This window comes from Streptomyces sp. NPDC048584 (assembly GCF_043199595.1).
GTDB classification, from domain to species: domain Bacteria; phylum Actinomycetota; class Actinomycetes; order Streptomycetales; family Streptomycetaceae; genus Streptomyces; species Streptomyces edwardsiae.
In genome coordinates, this window is sequence record NZ_JBICWF010000010.1 from 183,889 (window position 1) to 198,210 (window position 14,322).

Here is a 14,322-nt window from a genome sequence, read left to right on the forward strand (position 1 = left end):
GGAGAGCAGCTATGGGAACTGCGGTAGAGGGGGGCAGGTCGGGGCCTCGGTACGTGCAGATCGCCGATGAGATCGTGCGGCAGATCCGCGCCGGTGTGCTCAAGCCCGGTGACATGGTGCCGAGTGAATCGGAGCTGGTGGAGCGTTACGGCGTCTCGGGCGGCACGATCCGTAAGGCCATGGTCGAGGTGCGGGCGAGCGGGCTCGTCGAGACTCGGCACGGCAAGGGTTCGATCGTGAAGGACCGGCCGCCGGTGCGGCATCGGTCGTCGGATCGGTTCCGGCGGTCCCTTCGGCAGGGGGGCAAGGCCGCGTATCTCGCGGAGTCGGCGCAGTCCGGTGCCACGGCGAAGGTGAGCGTCCTCTACATCGGGCCTATGGAGGCTCCCGAGGACGTTGCCCGGCGGCTCGGCGTTCCCGTCGGTACTCAGGTGCTCGCGCGCCGGCGTCTCTACTTCCGCAACGGCACCCCGGTCGAGACCGCCTCCTCGTACCTCCCATGGGATGTTGTCAAGGAGATCCCGGAACTGTTCGCCGAGAACCCTGGCGGCGGTGGCATCTATGCCCGACTCGAGGACCACGGGCATGAGTTCGCCGAGTTCGTTGAGACGCTGCAAGCGCGGCCGGCCTCGAAGGTGGAGGCGTCCGAGCTGGCGCTCAGCCCCGGCGCGCCGGTGGTTCACCTGATCCGTGAGGCTCGTACGACGGCCGGTCTCGTGGTCGAGGTCTGCGACACGCTCATGGCTGCTGACCAGTTCGTTTTCGAGTACCGGATCCCCGCTGACGACTGACGCCCGTTCAACTCCTCGCAACCCGTCGTGACTTCGTAGCCGCGGCGGGTTGACTCATGTACAGGAGTCAGGCACTCTTCTTCCCATCACTCATGTACATGAGTGATGGAGTTCAACATCTATAGAGGAGTGATCTGCTGTGCGTCAGATTCCCGTCGAGACCGCCGGTGCCACCGTGATGGTCGCCAAGGCCCCGCAGCCCAAGGTCCGCGACCGCCGTACCGGGGAGATCGCCACCGACATGGAGACCGGCGTCAAGCTGATGACGGTCGACGTGATGTTCGCGGCCAACGACGAGGTGGAGATCCTGTCCATCACCGTCCCGGAGACCGGCTTCTCCGGTGAGCTGACCATGGGTACCCCGGTGGCGCTCACCGGCCTGGTCGCCCGACCGTGGGAGAGCGAGTTCAACGGCCAGAAGCGGCACGGGATCGCCTTCCGCGCGGTCGCCGTCACCTCGCTGGTCGACGTCGACTCGGCCTCGAAGGCGGCCTGAGCCATGACGTGGCTGTTAGTCGCCCTGGTGCTGGTCGTTGCTGCTGCGGGTCTCCTGCGGTGGCGGCGCCCCGCCTGGTACTGGCTGACCTTAGGGGTCACCCTCGCGGTTCTGCGGGTCCTGGTCCGGTACGGCTCGGTCATGGACGCCTGCGGCCTGACGGTCCCGCCCTCGCGCTGGCGTCTGACGCTGGCCCGGATGACCAACCGCCCGGCTCCGGAGTCCCGCGCACCGCGCATCCTGCGGCTGCGGCCCACCCGTACCGGCTTGGTCCTGCGGCTTAAACTCCGGCCCGGACAGGATGCTTTCGACGTCGCCGCCGCCTCGGACCGGTTGCGCCACTCCTTCGGGATGTACGGCGTCACTTCCCGTGAGCTGCGCTCGGGCGTCGTCGAGATCCGGATGACCGGCTACGACGTACTCAAGCGGGTGCAGATGCCCGCCAAGATCGATGCTCGCCCGATGCGGGTTCCGGTGGCGCTGCGGGAGGACGGTTCGGTCCACTACCGCGACTACCGTGCCGTGCCACACGGGCTGACCCTCGGCGCGACGGAGTCCGGTAAGTCGGTCTATCAGCGGAACCTCGTCGCCGGGCTCGCCGCGCAGAACGTTGCCCTCGTTGGCATCGACTGCAAGCAAGGGGTGGAGCTGTTCCCGCTGGCGCGCCGGTTCTCCGCGCTCGCCGACAACCCCGATACCGCGTTGGAGCTGCTGGAGGCGCTGGTCTCCCACATGGAGGACGTGTATCAGCTCATCCGGGCCGAACAGCGCGTCAGCGTCGCCGTGCCGGATGCGGAGATCGCCGCCGACATCTGGGACCTGCCCGAAGACCTGCGGCCGGTGCCGGTCGTGGTCCTGGTCGACGAGGTCGCAGAACTCGCCCTCTTCGCGAGCAAGGAGGAGGAGAAGCGTCGGGACCGGATCATCACCGCCCTGGTCCGCCTCGCCCAGCTCGGCCGCGCGGCCGGCATCTATCTGGAGATCTGCGGGCAGCGCTTTGGCTCCGAACTCGGCAAGGGCATCACCATGCTGCGCGCCCAGCTCACCGGCCGCACCGCACACCGCGTCAACGACGAAACCTCGGCGAACATGGCCTTCGGAGACATCGCCCCGGATGCGGTCCTTGCCGCGATCCAGATTCCCGCTGAGACGCGCGGGCTCGCCATCGCCGGTGACTCCACCGGCGGTTGGCACCGCATCCGCGCCCCGCACACCTCGCTACGACACGCCGTGAACATCTGCAACAAGCACGCCGACCGCACCCCGGATCTCCCGGCCCTGGCCGCGTTCCGGCCCCCGGTCGCCGCGTTGGCGTCGGCCCGTGTGCCGCTGTCCAAGACAGCCCCCGCCACCGCCTGACCCTCGCCCCCACGGTCGGCGCGACCGCACTTCGCGCCGGGTCCCTACCCTCGCCATGCCCGATCACAGGAGGAGCCGTCATGACCCGCTCCGCCCTCCGCGTGGACGCCGTGCTCGTTCAGGCCGTCATCGCCGGGGCACTGTCCTTCGCCCACCTTCACGACCTCGCCGCCGCCGCTGGACAGGACGGCTGGAAAGCCTGGGCCTACCCGGTCTCCGTGGACCTGCTCCTCGTCGCCGCCTGGCGACGGCTGCGTACGGACGGGCCGTCCCGGCTGGCCTGGTGCTGGTTCCTGATCGCCCTCGTCGCCTCGCTCGGCGCGAACGTCGCCACTGCCGGACTCCTCGACCTGGACGACGTCCCGGCCTGGCTGCGCATCCTCGTCGCCGCATGGCCGGCCCTGGCCTTCATGGGCGGCACTCTCCTCGCCCACTCGTCCGCAGACCACACCTCGGCTTCGCCGGACCCTGCGCCGGTGCCGGACCCCGTGCCCGAGGTGGAACCCGAACCGGCCTCCGCTGCTGAGCCGGAACCGGCCCCGGTTGACTCCGCCGACGCTGCCCCACCCCTCCCGCCCGTCCACTCCGCTCCGGCTTCGCCGGCCGTTCCGGTCCCGGCCGCGCTGGTGGACCACGCCCGCAAGGTCGCCGACGACCACGAGCAGCGGACCGGCGCACGCATCGACACCGACACCCTGCGCGCCCGCCTCGGCGTCCCGCCGCACCTGGCCGACGCCATCGCCGCCCAGCTCACCTGACCCGACAGGAGACATGCCGTGCTCATCGACCCGGCCGACCTGACCGCCGCCGACCACCTCGACGCCGCCCGCGAGATGACCGCCGCGAACCGGCCCTTCCTCGCCCACCTGCTCGCCGAGGAGGCCGCCCGCCTCACCGCCGACCCGGCCACCGCCGCTGCGATCCGCGCCACCTTCCCCGCCCCGGCGCCGACCCGAACGGAGACCGACTGACATGCCCGCCCGCGACTTCTTCCACTCCGTGATGCGGATCGGCCCCGTGCAGATCGGCACCCACCGCGACCGCAACGGCACCACCAAGCACGCCGCCGTGTGCAGCTCGGACGGCTGTGGCTGGTCCGCGGACTACTCCACCCAGTCCGCCGCCCAGCTCGCCGCCCGCACCCACCGCTGCCGCGTCCGCTAGGAGGCCACCGCACATGGACGTCCCGCTCTGGCTCGCCCTGATCGTCGTCGGCTGGCTCGGCGTCAAGCTCGTCCGCCCGCCCTGGTGGCTGATCGCCGTGCTGCTCCTCGGCGGCTTCCTCCTCGCCGACAGCGTGTTCGCCCCGCTCATCGACTCCGCCGTGAAGTAAGGAGATCCGCTGATGTTCCGGCCCAAGCTCCCGACCATGCCCCAGCCCACCGGCACGGTCACCCCGCCCGTCGTCGTCGAGCCGACCACGATCACCCCCGGCGCCTCCACCCCGCCGGCCACCGTTCCGGCCTCGACCCGGCCCACGGTCCAGCTCACCCCCGGCACCGCGCTCGCCCTGGTCGGCGGCGGCACCGCCGTCGTCCTGGTTGTCGGCGCCGTCCTGGTCTCCATGCTCCTCGCGGTCGCCATCACGGGCGCCTCGGTCGCTGTCTGCGCCCTGGTGATCCGCTCGCTCGTCAACGCCGACGCCAAGCGTCGCTGACCGGCCCCCGGGCGGCCTCGATACCGCCAAGCATCCGCCGCCCGGGAGCCGTCCCTGTCCGATCTCGCAACCGGAAGGAAGCACCCAGCATGGCGCATCGCGCCTCACTCGCGCCTGAGCCGCTGCTCGACCCGGTCATCCTCGGCGACCTGCTGAGGGTGGCCTCGGCCGACGACTACACCCGATGGGAAGAACAGATCCGCCGCACCGGCGGCTGCTCCGACCCCATCCACCTCACCGGCTGGACCCTCCACAAGGACAAGACCACCGGCGAAACTCTGCACCACTACACCACCGCCGACGAGCCCGGCGGACGCCTCCGTCTCGCCTGCGGCAACCGCCGCGCCTCCCGCTGCCCGGCCTGTGCCTGGACCTACGCGAGCGACACCTACCACCTGATCCGCGCCGGCCTCGCCGGTGACGACCGCCGCGATATCCCCGCCACCGTCCGCGATCACCCGCGTGTCTTCGCCACGCTCACCGCGCCCTCGTTCGGCCCGGTTCACAACCGGCCCGATCACGGCGTCTGCCGCTGCGGCACCCGCCACGCTCCCGACGCACCCGAACTGGGCACCGCCCTCGACTCGGAGACGTACGACTACGCGGGTGCCGTCCTCTTCAACAATCACGCCGGGCAGCTTTGGCAGCGCTTCACCACCCGGCTCCGCCGCGAACTCGCCGCCCGCGCCGGCCTTCCCCGCCGGGAACTCGCCGATCACGTCCGCCTCTCGTACGGCAAGGTCGCCGAGTTCCAGAAGCGGGGGGCCCTGCACTTCCATGCGGTGATCCGGCTCGACGGGCCGGAGGGTCCTGGAACACCGCCGCCCGCGTGGGCCACGGCTGGTGTCCTCGCCGACGCGATCGGTGCAGCTGCGGCACACTCCTACACGTCGGTCTCCGTCCCGGCCGCCGGGGACCAACCGGCTCGGTCATTTCGCTGGGGCACACAGCTCGACGTCCGGCCGGTGAAGGCGTTCGGGGACGGCTCCGACATCACCGAACAGGCCGTCGCCTCCTACGTCGCCAAGTACTCCACCAAGGCAGCGGAGAACACCGGCACCCTTGACCGCCGCATCGGCGAACTTGCCGAACTCGACCGTCACCGGGTCCCGGACCACACTCGCCGACTCATCACCGCGTGCCGCGACCTGGACAGCCTGTACCCGGAACGGCGCCTCTGGGCCTGGGCGCACATGCTCGGCTTCCGCGGCCACTTCTCCTCCAAGTCCCGCCACTACTCCACCACCCTCGGCGCCCTCCGCCAGGCACGCGCCGACTACCGCGCCGCACAGGACGCCGAGGCCCTCGGCCTGGACGACCGCGAGCCGGAGACCGTCCTCGTCCTGAGGGACTGGCAGTACGCCGGCCACGGCCACACCCCCGGTGAATCCGCCCTCGCCGCCACCATCGCCCGGGACATTCGAGTCAACCGGGAGACCGCCCGCGAGGCTCTGGCCGCGCTGCCCGCCGACGAGAGGGGGTGGTGACCGTGGACCGCCTCCTTACCGTCGACGAGGTAGCTGAGCGCCTCGGTACGGGCGTCCGCTTCCCCCGCCGCCTCATCGAGGAACGCCGCATCACCTTCGTGAAGGTCGGCCGACATGTCCGCATCCCGGAGAGCGCCGTAGCGGCATACGTGGACGCCAACACCGTGGTGCCGATCGTCCTGCGCCCCGCCGGTCTTCGGAGGGCCGCCTGATGGCCGGTAAGCGCAAGTCCCGCCGGGGCTTCGGCCGTGTCCGCAAGTTGCCGTCCGGCCGGTTCCAGGTGCGCTATCCGGGGCCTGACGGCGTCCTGCGCCCTGGGGATCGCACGTTCGCCACGTCGACCGATGCCGACCGCTGGCTCATGCGGAAGCGCATCGAGATCGAAGAGGGGCGCTGGCTCGACCCGGCCGAGGGGCAGACGACCGTACGGGACTGGTCGGCCCGCTGGCTTGCTGCCGTCTCTCCGCAGCTCAAGCACAAAACACAGGCGTCGTACCGGTCCCTGATCAATTCGCTGATCGTTCCGGCCCTCGGCGACCGTGAGCTGTCCGGCCTCCGACCGATCACCGTCGCTGAGTGGGTCGGTGGGATGAAGTCCAGAGGGCTCAGCGCGTCGCGAATCAGGCAGGCGTACCGGGTCCTGTCGCAGATCATGCGGTCGGCCGTCGACAACGACATGATCCCGCAGACGCCCTGCCGGGGCGTGAAGCTGCCTCGGATGCCGCAGACCGAGCCGCACATCCTTACCCCGCTGGAGGCTTCGCGGATCGTCCAGAGTGCGGCCAAGCCGCATGACCTGCTGATCGCCCTCCTCGCGTACGCGGGCCTGCGGGTGGGTGAGGCGTTCGCCCTTCGGCGCGCGGACATCGACGTCTCCGGCGGCTTCGTCCTGGTCGACGAGAACCTTGCCGAAGCCAACGGGACCTTGGTCTTCGACACCCCCAAGTCACATCAGAAGCGGCTCCTTAGGGTCGGTCCGTCGCTCGCGAAACGGCTCGGCCGGCACTTGGAGACGCTGCCCGGCGGGGATGACGCGCTCCTGTTCCTGACACCCGGCGGCAAGCCGCTGCGCTACAACCAGTGGCGCAAGGCGTACTTCGACCCGGCGGTGTCGGCAGCCGGACTGACCGACGTCACCCCGCACGACCTCCGCGCCTCGCACGGCACGTGGGTCGCCGACCGGTACGGCGTCATGACCGCCGCTCACCGGCTCGGCCACTCGAACGCGAGCGTCACCACTCGGCACTACGCCCGTCCTGTCGCTGGTCGTGATGACCAGGTGGCCGAAGCAGCGGACTCATGGCTCAGTGGGCACGATGGCGACGGCTCCGTCGGGATGCTCGCACCCGACTGACCTGTGGGGAAGCAGTCGGCCCATCCGAGTGGTGAAAGGCCTCAGGAACCGTCGTGGTAGCGATGTCGCTGTGGGGCGACTCCCGCTCCCTCTGCATGTTGAGCAGCGAAGACGGACCCTGACCGGGGTAGATCGGTCAGGGTCCGTTCTGCTGCGTACTGCCCGAAGTACTCGTCGTTGCCCTGTGTCTTCCGCTCGACTGAGCATGGATGAGGCGTTGGCATCCGGACACAAGCCGATGGGGATCGATCAACGACGGTGAGTCGGCTGCGTATAGCTCTGCGGACGCTGCTGTGGGGGGTCAGATACCGTACGTCGGTACCGGCTGCCCTTGTTGACGGGTTCTCGATCCCCAACTACTCCTGGTGGGTAGGATTTTGTCGACCTTCATCGACCTCAGGGGGGCTCCATGATCGAGATAGTCGCTGCCTTAATTGGCGGAGTTTGCCTACTCGGCGGTGCTGTGATCACTGCTCGGTGGACACGCTCGCGGTCCACCGGCAACCGGACCCCTCCTCCTCCGTCACCCGGTAGTGACACGCGGCCAGACGACGACACCAACATCCCTCGGCCCTCTCGTGGCGCTCAGCCGGGCGGCATTACTGTCAACGGGCAATTCATTGAAACGAACAACGGCACCGTGTCGCAGAACAACTACCGAGATGGCCAGCAGTGAAGCTCCCTGCTAGCAATGCGGGTTGGATAGGGATTGCTTATTACGTGTTCGGCGCTGTCTTAGCCGTTCTCGTTGCAGCGGCTGGCGCTGAAGTGATTAATAACTACTTCCCGTATGTTTTGCCAACTCTCGAATGGCTTTTCCGGCGTTTGGTTCGCCTATCCTCTGATGAGTACGTCGGGGCCTTCGTGCGAGACCGGCTACTTGTCTTCGCTGCAATCGGTTTGATCTTCGTCTTTTGGGTCACGCACAAGTGGCCCACTTTGGTCAAGACGATCGGTCAGGCGCTAAACCCGTTTGCACGAGTCGGAGTGGCTACCGTGTCAGCCGTTGCTGCGGTCTTGATTGCGCTTATATTGGCTGGTCCGCTTGGTCAATCAAAAAGCGAAGGTGAGTGCGCCTCATCCTTTCACCTAAGTCTGGACCGTGCGCCTTCACTGGTGAGCAATACGACGTGCGAGGGGGGGAAGCGTGTCCGGGACGGCGATTGATCAGTATATTCAGACCAATAACGGCAGCGTGTTTCAGACGATTATTAAAAATGAGGCGATTGACGAGGAGACCAAGCGAAACGTACGTAAACTGGCGGTCTCCTCTCCTCAGATGCTCGCCAAGATCGATGAAATGCTAAAGGACTCGGGTGATGTGAAGGCAGCTGCTGCTCTGGTGCGGGAAGCGAGTGACATCCTGACTGGTAAGGGGGACTTGACGACCCAGTTCACAGGCGCGGGCGACGACCCCATGTTTCCCGGAAAAGGTGAAAGAGAGCTCCGCAAGGCAGTTGCCAGCCCATTTGTTCTCCTCGTTGTGATCGTCGCTCTGATCCTTTGGTTGTGACCCCCTCCGACCACTACAGGGCAGATAGCCGTTCACCCTCACCCAACTCCCGTCTGGTCCGCCCTCGACCCACACACCGCGGATCGGGCGTGGGTACCTGGCGTCCAGGTGGAGCGCGCCGCTTATATGAATGACCGACGCCGAGGGCCGCTCCGCCGCGACGGCCAGGCGGCCGAAGCATCCGACGTGTGGTCCAGCGGACATGACGGCGTCCAGGGGCACGTAGGGGGCACGACGGCAACGGCGACGGCTCGGCGGGGATGCCTGCGCCCGTCTGACCTGCGGCGCAGCGGTCATCGGCTGTGATCGGCGAAAGGTCTTGAAAACCGTCGTGGCAGCGATGTCACCGTGGGTTCAAATCCCACCGCCTCCGCGCAGGTCATAGATGTTGCAGGTCAGAAGGGGTGCCCCGTTCGCCGGGGCACCCCTTCTGCGTTCACCTTGTCTCACCTTGAATCGCCGGTATCCCACTTCTGTCCAGCGCGTGCGGCCAACCTGCGGCCAGAAATCACGCTGGTCTGCAAGAAAATGGTGGCAGACCGATCTCAGTCCTGCTCCCAGCAGACGAACACCTGACGCAGGTAGGGCCAAGTCCTGGGACCGACCTTGCCGTCCACGTCCAGGACCCTCTCACCGCACAGTTCGTTGACGCTGGCCTGGAAATTCTTCGCGGCCCTCTGCGAGTTGCTTCCGAAGATGCCGTCCACGGTCCCCGGGTTGTACCCCTTGTGCTTAAGGAGGCACTGGGCCTCCGCCCCCGCCGCCGACACGGATGTGGAGGAGGGCTGTATGGTCTCTCCGCTGTAGTGCCCGGCGTAGTACTTGATGTCGTCGATGTCATTGCCAGGCGACTTCTCCGTGACGTTGCACGAGTACGCTTGGATGCTGGCGTCAGCGGCCGTTGCTGGAGTGATTGCCATACCGGACATGGCCAGTGCAGCCGCCCCCAGGGCCATGTTGAGCTTCACACGCAGTCGCAAGTCCTGCTCCCATGTTTGGCGGGACACCGGGAATGCTTCGCGTTTCTATCCCGTCCCGTTGAATCGGTCGCGCACTGTGCTGTCGCAGAGTGCGCGACCAGTGTGAAGAGCTTCCGAGGTAGGGCGTACCTATAACCTTCCGGGTTGTGTTCAGAGGTACCCCGTGCCTCACCTCGGTGATGGACCTCCTGCGACCTTTCGGTCCCTCTCCCGTGCTCCGCCAGACCCTGCTCGATCAGGGCGTTCATCGTGTCCTCCTGACCTGCGCAGGTGTGAGCGCCTTCCGGCGGACCTCCTTCCATACTGCGCCGTACTCCTGCGACCGGACCGGGCCACCCGCGCACAGCGCTGAACGTGTTCGACGGCCAGGCGCAGGCAGTTGCTCAGCACCGCGCGGCGGCGGCCGGCTTGCCGTCCTGCCGCTTGGCCAGGTGCTTTCACACCGTGCGCACCGTGGGTTCAAATCCCACCGCCTCCGCGCTGAGAGCAGTGAGAACGGCCCCTGACCTGGTAGTTCGGTCGGGGGCTGTTCTTGTGTCCGGCCCTGTGGCTCCCCCGGGGGAGCCGGTCGAACGGGGCGCAAGGGGCACGCGGGCTTTCTCCGTGGTCGGGAGACGGGGGCGTGTCGGTCGGGGCGGGGGGGACAGAATGAGGCATGCGCGTGGATGACTGGTATCTCACCGAAGACGTTGACGACCTTCTCGACCGTGCCGGGGGGTTTCTGCGTTCGCGGCCCGGGATGCATGTGATGGCGCTGACCTGGGCCGAGAGGGTGCGTACGCGGGGGCCGGCGGCGTTCGGGGGCGGGACCGCGCTCTTCGGGGTGCTGGAGTCGGCGGGTGAGGTGCGGGCCGTGTTCTATCGGCTGCCGCCGCGCGGGGTGAGCGTCACCCCGCTGACGGCCGGGCAGGCCGACAGCCTCGCCGCCCGGCTGGCCGGGGTGCTGCCCGAACTGCCCGCCGTCAGCGCGGACCACGAGAGCGCCGCCGTGTTCGCCGAGGCCTGGGGGCGGCACACCGGTGCGACGTCCAAGGCCCGTGACCTGCGACTGCGGCTGTACCGGCTCGGCACGCTCACCCCGCCCGAGCCGTTGCCGGCGGGGCGGGCGCGCGTGCTGGGTGAGGGGGATCTCGACGAAGCCGCTTTCTGGTGCGGAGAGTTCGCCAAGGCCGTCGGTGAGGACGTCACCGTGAACGCCGAGACGTGGAGCAGCACCCGGTACGCCGACAAGCGGTACACGCTCTGGGAGACCCCGGACCGTACTCCCGTCTCCGTCGCGGGTATGAACCCGCTGATCGGCGGACAGATCCAGGTGGACATCGTGTACACCCCGGCCCGGCTGCGGGGCCGGGGCTACGCGGCCGCCGTGGCGGCCGAGGTGAGCCGGGCCGCGCTGGCCGCCGGCGCGCGGGACGTCGTGCTGTTCGCGGACCTGTCCAACCCCACCAGCAACGCTCTCTACCAGCGGCTCGGTTACCGCACCCTCGCCGACTGGGGGACCTACGACTTCGCGTACGTGGAGCCGGAGGCCCGCTGAGCACCGCCGGAGCGGTTTCAGGACACCACGCGCAGCAGGCGCAGCTGGCCGATCTCCGCCACGTTCTTCATCAGTTCGGCGTTCACCCAGGCGACCATGTGCGCCTTGGTGCGCGCCGGGTCGTCCGGCCAGGGGAAGGGCGCCGGGGTGCTCAGCTCCGCGTCGGTGAGGCCGTCGAGGACCGCGAGCCATTCGTCGCGCAGGGAGCGCAGCCAGTCCACCGTCGCCGGACCCTCGCCGGGCCAGACGATCTCCGTCCGCGCGCGGGGGAGGCGTCCCCGCGCGTGGTCCGTCGTCACGCTCCACCACCAGCCGATGTGCCAGGTGACCCAGGCGATGGTGGGCACGGGCACGGGGTCGGGCTCGGTCTCCGCCCAGTCGGGGACCCAGGCCCCTTCGGGTGACCGGCGCACGGTCCAGCAGTGGGGCGTGGGCTCCCACAGGAAGTCGTCCGGTTCCAGGCGTTCCAGGTGGTACTCGAACAGGGACCAGGTCAGGTCGAACTGGAAGCGCAACAGGGAGGTGGGCATGAGGGACCTTCTGTGGGGCGGCAGGGGGTCAGAGTTCCTCGTCCGCCGCGAGGGTGTCCCAGTTCACTTCCAGGAGGCCGGGTTCCGCGTCGTGGCCCGAGGGGACGCACGCGGTGGGCTGGAACCAGACGACGGTGAGGCGGGAGCGGTACAGGGCGCGGTCGTGGGACGGGTCGAGAGCCTCCGCGCGGAAGCTGCCCACACAGGCGACGGAGGGCAGCACCTCCACCGGGCCGAAGGCGCCCGCGTACTGGTCGGGGTACTCGCGCGGGGGCGGGATCAGATGGACCTGGGCGCCCGGGAAGGAGCGGCCGGCCATGCGCACCAGCGCGTCGATCCGCCGGTCGTTGAGGGGTTTGCAGGGGTAGCCCTCGAGCAGGCCGCCGTAGGTCGACGACATATGGAGTGCGGAGAGGTCGACCGGGCGGCCGGAGGCCAGGACGACGCGGGCGAGTGCCATGGTCGGCACCTTATGGCGGTGGTGCATTCGGGGCTTTCGAATTTCAGGGGCGGTGGGCTGTCATGCGGGCGGCCGACGCGATCGTCGCGCGGGCCTCTCGTGCGGTCAGGCCCGTGCTGACGGCGGCGGTGACCAGCGGGTCCACCAGGTCCGGGCCGATGCCGTCCTCGTAGGCGCGGCAGGCCGCCCAGAACAGGCGGGTGTTGCGCTGCCCCTCATGCGCCGCGAGGACGAACTGGACCAGGCCCTGGCCGTGTCCGCCGGCCGACGGGGGAGTCGGGTGGTGCGCGCGGGGCGGCGGGAGAAGCAGGCGCAGGAGCGCGGGCGGGCAGGGGGCCGGGGGCAGGTGCGCGGTGCCGGGGGCGGTGGCGTACGTGCCGCGGTCCGTACGGGAGCCGGGGCCGACGAGATAGCCGCCGGCGCCCCGGATGTCGATGCCGGGGGCGAGGCGGCCCGCGGAGTTGGGGACGACGACGTCCGGCGGGCCGCTCAGCCACAGATGGCGGCCGCCGCTCGGGGTGAGGACGACCACCGTGGCGGGGATCGTGAACAGGTGACGCAGTGCCAGTTCGCGCAGGGCGGCGGAGGCGTCCGTGCCGGTCTTGGTGTCCAGGTCGATGCCGACGAGGTGGTGCGGGGGCAGTCCGCAGGCGATGCCGTAGCCGGTGGCGCGGGGTGCGGCGGCGAACAGGGCGCGGATCCGGGCGGGGTCGGTGGAGGCGTCGTGGACGCCATGGCCGTAGTGGCCGCACTCGCCGTGACAGGGCGGGCCCGCCGGCTCCGGTAGGTCGCGGTGGGGTGAGCGCAGGGCCGGGAGCTTGGTCCGGGACAGGGGGATGACGGCCAGGCCGCGTTCGGCGGCTGACAGGGCGTGTGCGAGGGCCAGCGTCGTGGCCTGCCGGTCGGTGGTGGCCATGAGCTTATTTTCGTACATGCGTTCGAAAAAGGGAAGGGGGAGTGCGGACGGCGTGCGGGAGTGGAGCCGTCGCCGGGACGGTGGCGGAACGCTTCACCCCTTGCGGGGGCGGGCGCGTGCCAGTCCCGTGCGGGAGTGGTGGGAATTCGGGGGCGTGCCGGGGTTTATCCCGTTGTCGTCACGCTTGCGTGCGAAGGCGGCGTCCAGGGTGGTTCGGCGGGGATTGCCTGGGCAGCACTGATCTCGCGACGTCGTGCACAGCACCGGGGTGGGGGGCCAACTTCCCTGGTGACAGCCGAATCCCACGCACAGGCGGTCATGAGCCGGTGCGTCCTTGTTCTGGAGGGAATACAACATGGCAAGTATCCGTACCGCCCGCGTCATCGCCGCGGTCTCCGCCCTTCCGCTCGCGGCCGCCCTCTTCACCGGCGTCGCGACGGCGGACAACGGCGTCCTGGCGGACGACGGATCGATCGCGACGGCCACCAGCTCCGACGCCGGCGCCCTGGGCAGCGGCGTAGGCGGCGACAACTTCGGCAACTCGGCGACCTCGCAGCAGCAGGCCACCGGCTCCGGCGCCACGAACCAGAGCAACAGCGCCCAGGTCAGCGGCTCCGCCTTCACGGCCGTCAACCAGGGCAACGACAACGTGGCGGTCAGCTTCAGCCCGCTGTGGTGAGGGGGCCGGCGGCGACCTGACGGGGGGTGTCACCGGGGCGCCATGGGGGGCCTTGGGGGGGAAGCGTTCGCGCGGCAGTGCTTCGGCGCTGCCGCGCGGGCGTTTTCACCGGGGGAATTCCTCGTGAGGGCTTCCGGGGCGGCCCGTCACGGCACTTCTGCGGGGCCCTCGCGGGCGTCTCCCCGGCGGCCCGGAACGGGTGCTTCTCGCGGAGGATCCCCCGTGGGCGTTCCTGCCGTGGTCCCTCATGGGTGTTCCTGTGGCGGGCCTGTCACGGGTATCTCGTGGGCGTTGCTGCTGTGGTCCTTCATGGGTTCCTGTGGCGGGCCTGTCACGGGTACCTTGCGGGCGCTCCTGCCGCGGGCCCGCCACGGGGGCTTTCGTGGCGGCCCGTGGCGGGTGCGTCTGCGGCGGCCCGGCACGGGGGCTTCCGCGGCGGCTTCCCGCGGGTGTTCGCGCCGAAGCCCGTCGCGGGCGCTGCCGTGCCGGCCCCGCGCGGGTGTTCCGCCGCGGCTGCGCACAGGTGTTCCGCGGTGGCCCGGCACAGGTGTTCCGGAGTGGCC

The 14,322-nt window shown here is 69.3% G+C and carries 18 protein-coding genes; 14 read left to right on the plus strand and 4 right to left on the minus strand.

Annotated elements, in window-relative coordinates; all coding sequences use genetic code 11:
* Positions 1-11: 11 nt before the first annotated feature.
* The 12 genes from ACGFR9_RS22970 to ACGFR9_RS23025 all read left to right on the plus strand — a co-directional run bounded on the left by ACGFR9_RS22970 (position 12) and on the right by ACGFR9_RS23025 (position 8,657).
* Complete coding sequence (locus ACGFR9_RS22970) at positions 12-791, plus strand: GntR family transcriptional regulator (RefSeq protein WP_393211658.1); 780 nt, start codon at positions 12-14, stop codon at positions 789-791.
* A 139-nt stretch (positions 792-930) separates the two neighbouring features.
* Positions 931-1,287 carry a hypothetical protein gene (locus ACGFR9_RS22975; RefSeq protein ID WP_393211661.1) on the plus strand — a complete coding sequence of 119 codons (357 nt, stop codon included), beginning with the start codon at positions 931-933 and terminating at the stop codon, positions 1,285-1,287.
* A 3-nt stretch (positions 1,288-1,290) separates the two neighbouring features.
* On the plus strand, positions 1,291-2,646 hold the full coding sequence (locus tag ACGFR9_RS22980; RefSeq protein WP_393211664.1) for an FtsK/SpoIIIE domain-containing protein: 1,356 nt from the start codon (positions 1,291-1,293) through the stop codon (positions 2,644-2,646).
* Positions 2,647-2,726: 80 nt separating this feature from the next.
* Positions 2,727-3,404: a DUF2637 domain-containing protein gene (locus tag ACGFR9_RS22985; protein WP_393211666.1), complete on the plus strand. Its 678-nt coding sequence runs from the start codon at positions 2,727-2,729 to the stop codon at positions 3,402-3,404.
* Positions 3,405-3,422: 18 nt separating this feature from the next.
* A complete protein-coding gene (locus ACGFR9_RS22990; RefSeq protein ID WP_393211668.1) occupies positions 3,423-3,617 on the plus strand; it encodes a hypothetical protein in 195 nt (64 codons plus the stop codon).
* Between the two features lies 1 nt (position 3,618).
* On the plus strand, positions 3,619-3,810 hold the full coding sequence (locus ACGFR9_RS22995) for a mobile element transfer protein (protein ID WP_370404275.1): 192 nt from the start codon (positions 3,619-3,621) through the stop codon (positions 3,808-3,810).
* Between the two features lie 13 nt (positions 3,811-3,823).
* A complete protein-coding gene (locus ACGFR9_RS23000) occupies positions 3,824-3,979 on the plus strand; it encodes a hypothetical protein (RefSeq protein ID WP_086014686.1) in 156 nt (51 codons plus the stop codon).
* A 12-nt stretch (positions 3,980-3,991) separates the two neighbouring features.
* Positions 3,992-4,303, plus strand: a complete 312-nt coding sequence (locus ACGFR9_RS23005) for a SpdD-like protein (RefSeq protein ID WP_393211670.1) — start codon at positions 3,992-3,994, stop codon at positions 4,301-4,303.
* A gap of 89 nt (positions 4,304-4,392) precedes the next feature.
* The gene (gene repSA / locus ACGFR9_RS23010; RefSeq protein WP_393211672.1) at positions 4,393-5,790 is read left to right on the plus strand and encodes a replication initiator protein RepSA; all 1,398 of its coding nucleotides are present in this window, start codon (positions 4,393-4,395) and stop codon (positions 5,788-5,790) included.
* Positions 5,784-6,002 (plus strand): helix-turn-helix domain-containing protein, encoded by a 219-nt coding sequence (locus ACGFR9_RS23015; RefSeq protein ID WP_370404274.1) that lies wholly within the window; start codon positions 5,784-5,786, stop codon positions 6,000-6,002. Before repSA ends, ACGFR9_RS23015 begins: the two co-directional genes overlap by 7 nt.
* Positions 6,002-7,144 carry a tyrosine-type recombinase/integrase gene (locus tag ACGFR9_RS23020; protein WP_393211674.1) on the plus strand — a complete coding sequence of 381 codons (1,143 nt, stop codon included), beginning with the start codon at positions 6,002-6,004 and terminating at the stop codon, positions 7,142-7,144. The genes ACGFR9_RS23015 and ACGFR9_RS23020 overlap by 1 nt, the downstream gene beginning before the upstream one ends.
* A gap of 1,147 nt (positions 7,145-8,291) precedes the next feature.
* Complete coding sequence (locus ACGFR9_RS23025; RefSeq protein ID WP_393211676.1) at positions 8,292-8,657, plus strand: hypothetical protein; 366 nt, start codon at positions 8,292-8,294, stop codon at positions 8,655-8,657.
* A 545-nt stretch (positions 8,658-9,202) separates the two neighbouring features.
* On the opposite strand, the gene ACGFR9_RS23030 is transcribed toward ACGFR9_RS23025, so the two are convergent.
* Positions 9,203-9,625, minus strand: coding sequence for a peptidoglycan-binding protein (locus ACGFR9_RS23030; protein ID WP_393211678.1), 423 nt, complete (start codon positions 9,623-9,625; stop codon positions 9,203-9,205).
* Between the two features lie 667 nt (positions 9,626-10,292).
* On the opposite strand from ACGFR9_RS23030, the gene ACGFR9_RS23035 reads away from it, so the two are divergent.
* Complete coding sequence (locus tag ACGFR9_RS23035) at positions 10,293-11,174, plus strand: GNAT family N-acetyltransferase (protein ID WP_393211680.1); 882 nt, start codon at positions 10,293-10,295, stop codon at positions 11,172-11,174.
* A 17-nt stretch (positions 11,175-11,191) separates the two neighbouring features.
* On the opposite strand, the gene ACGFR9_RS23040 is transcribed toward ACGFR9_RS23035, so the two are convergent.
* Genes ACGFR9_RS23040 through ACGFR9_RS23050 form a run of 3 tightly spaced genes read right to left on the minus strand, consistent with a single transcriptional unit; the run spans position 11,192 to position 13,080 of the window.
* Complete coding sequence (locus ACGFR9_RS23040) at positions 11,192-11,704, minus strand: DinB family protein (RefSeq protein ID WP_393211681.1); 513 nt, start codon at positions 11,702-11,704, stop codon at positions 11,192-11,194.
* A gap of 28 nt (positions 11,705-11,732) precedes the next feature.
* Complete coding sequence (locus ACGFR9_RS23045; protein ID WP_393211683.1) at positions 11,733-12,164, minus strand: hypothetical protein; 432 nt, start codon at positions 12,162-12,164, stop codon at positions 11,733-11,735.
* A gap of 43 nt (positions 12,165-12,207) precedes the next feature.
* Positions 12,208-13,080, minus strand: a complete 873-nt coding sequence (locus tag ACGFR9_RS23050; RefSeq protein WP_393211685.1) for a bifunctional DNA primase/polymerase — start codon at positions 13,078-13,080, stop codon at positions 12,208-12,210.
* A gap of 355 nt (positions 13,081-13,435) precedes the next feature.
* Here ACGFR9_RS23050 and ACGFR9_RS23055 point away from each other — a divergent pair, with 355 nt between their 5' ends.
* Complete coding sequence (locus ACGFR9_RS23055) at positions 13,436-13,759, plus strand: hypothetical protein (RefSeq protein ID WP_311643782.1); 324 nt, start codon at positions 13,436-13,438, stop codon at positions 13,757-13,759.
* Positions 13,760-14,322 lie beyond the last annotated feature (563 nt).

Excerpts from the sequence above, each read along its gene's own strand:
- ACGFR9_RS22970 (WP_393211658.1), top strand. The coding sequence starts at position 12 with ATGGGAACTGCGGTAGAGGGGGGCAGGTCGGGGCCTCGGTACGTGCAG.
- ACGFR9_RS22980 (WP_393211664.1), top strand. The coding sequence starts at position 1,291 with ATGACGTGGCTGTTAGTCGCCCTGGTGCTGGTCGTTGCTGCTGCGGGT.
- ACGFR9_RS22985 (WP_393211666.1), top strand. The coding sequence starts at position 2,727 with ATGACCCGCTCCGCCCTCCGCGTGGACGCCGTGCTCGTTCAGGCCGTC.
- ACGFR9_RS22995 (WP_370404275.1), top strand. The coding sequence starts at position 3,619 with ATGCCCGCCCGCGACTTCTTCCACTCCGTGATGCGGATCGGCCCCGTG.
- ACGFR9_RS23000 (WP_086014686.1), top strand. The coding sequence starts at position 3,824 with ATGGACGTCCCGCTCTGGCTCGCCCTGATCGTCGTCGGCTGGCTCGGC.
- ACGFR9_RS23005 (WP_393211670.1), top strand. The coding sequence starts at position 3,992 with ATGTTCCGGCCCAAGCTCCCGACCATGCCCCAGCCCACCGGCACGGTC.
- repSA (WP_393211672.1), top strand. The coding sequence starts at position 4,393 with ATGGCGCATCGCGCCTCACTCGCGCCTGAGCCGCTGCTCGACCCGGTC.
- ACGFR9_RS23020 (WP_393211674.1), top strand. The coding sequence starts at position 6,002 with ATGGCCGGTAAGCGCAAGTCCCGCCGGGGCTTCGGCCGTGTCCGCAAG.
- ACGFR9_RS23035 (WP_393211680.1), top strand. The coding sequence starts at position 10,293 with ATGCGCGTGGATGACTGGTATCTCACCGAAGACGTTGACGACCTTCTC.
- ACGFR9_RS23040 (WP_393211681.1), bottom strand. The coding sequence starts at position 11,704 with ATGCCCACCTCCCTGTTGCGCTTCCAGTTCGACCTGACCTGGTCCCTG.
- ACGFR9_RS23045 (WP_393211683.1), bottom strand. The coding sequence starts at position 12,164 with ATGGCACTCGCCCGCGTCGTCCTGGCCTCCGGCCGCCCGGTCGACCTC.
- ACGFR9_RS23050 (WP_393211685.1), bottom strand. The coding sequence starts at position 13,080 with ATGGCCACCACCGACCGGCAGGCCACGACGCTGGCCCTCGCACACGCC.
- ACGFR9_RS23055 (WP_311643782.1), top strand. The coding sequence starts at position 13,436 with ATGGCAAGTATCCGTACCGCCCGCGTCATCGCCGCGGTCTCCGCCCTT.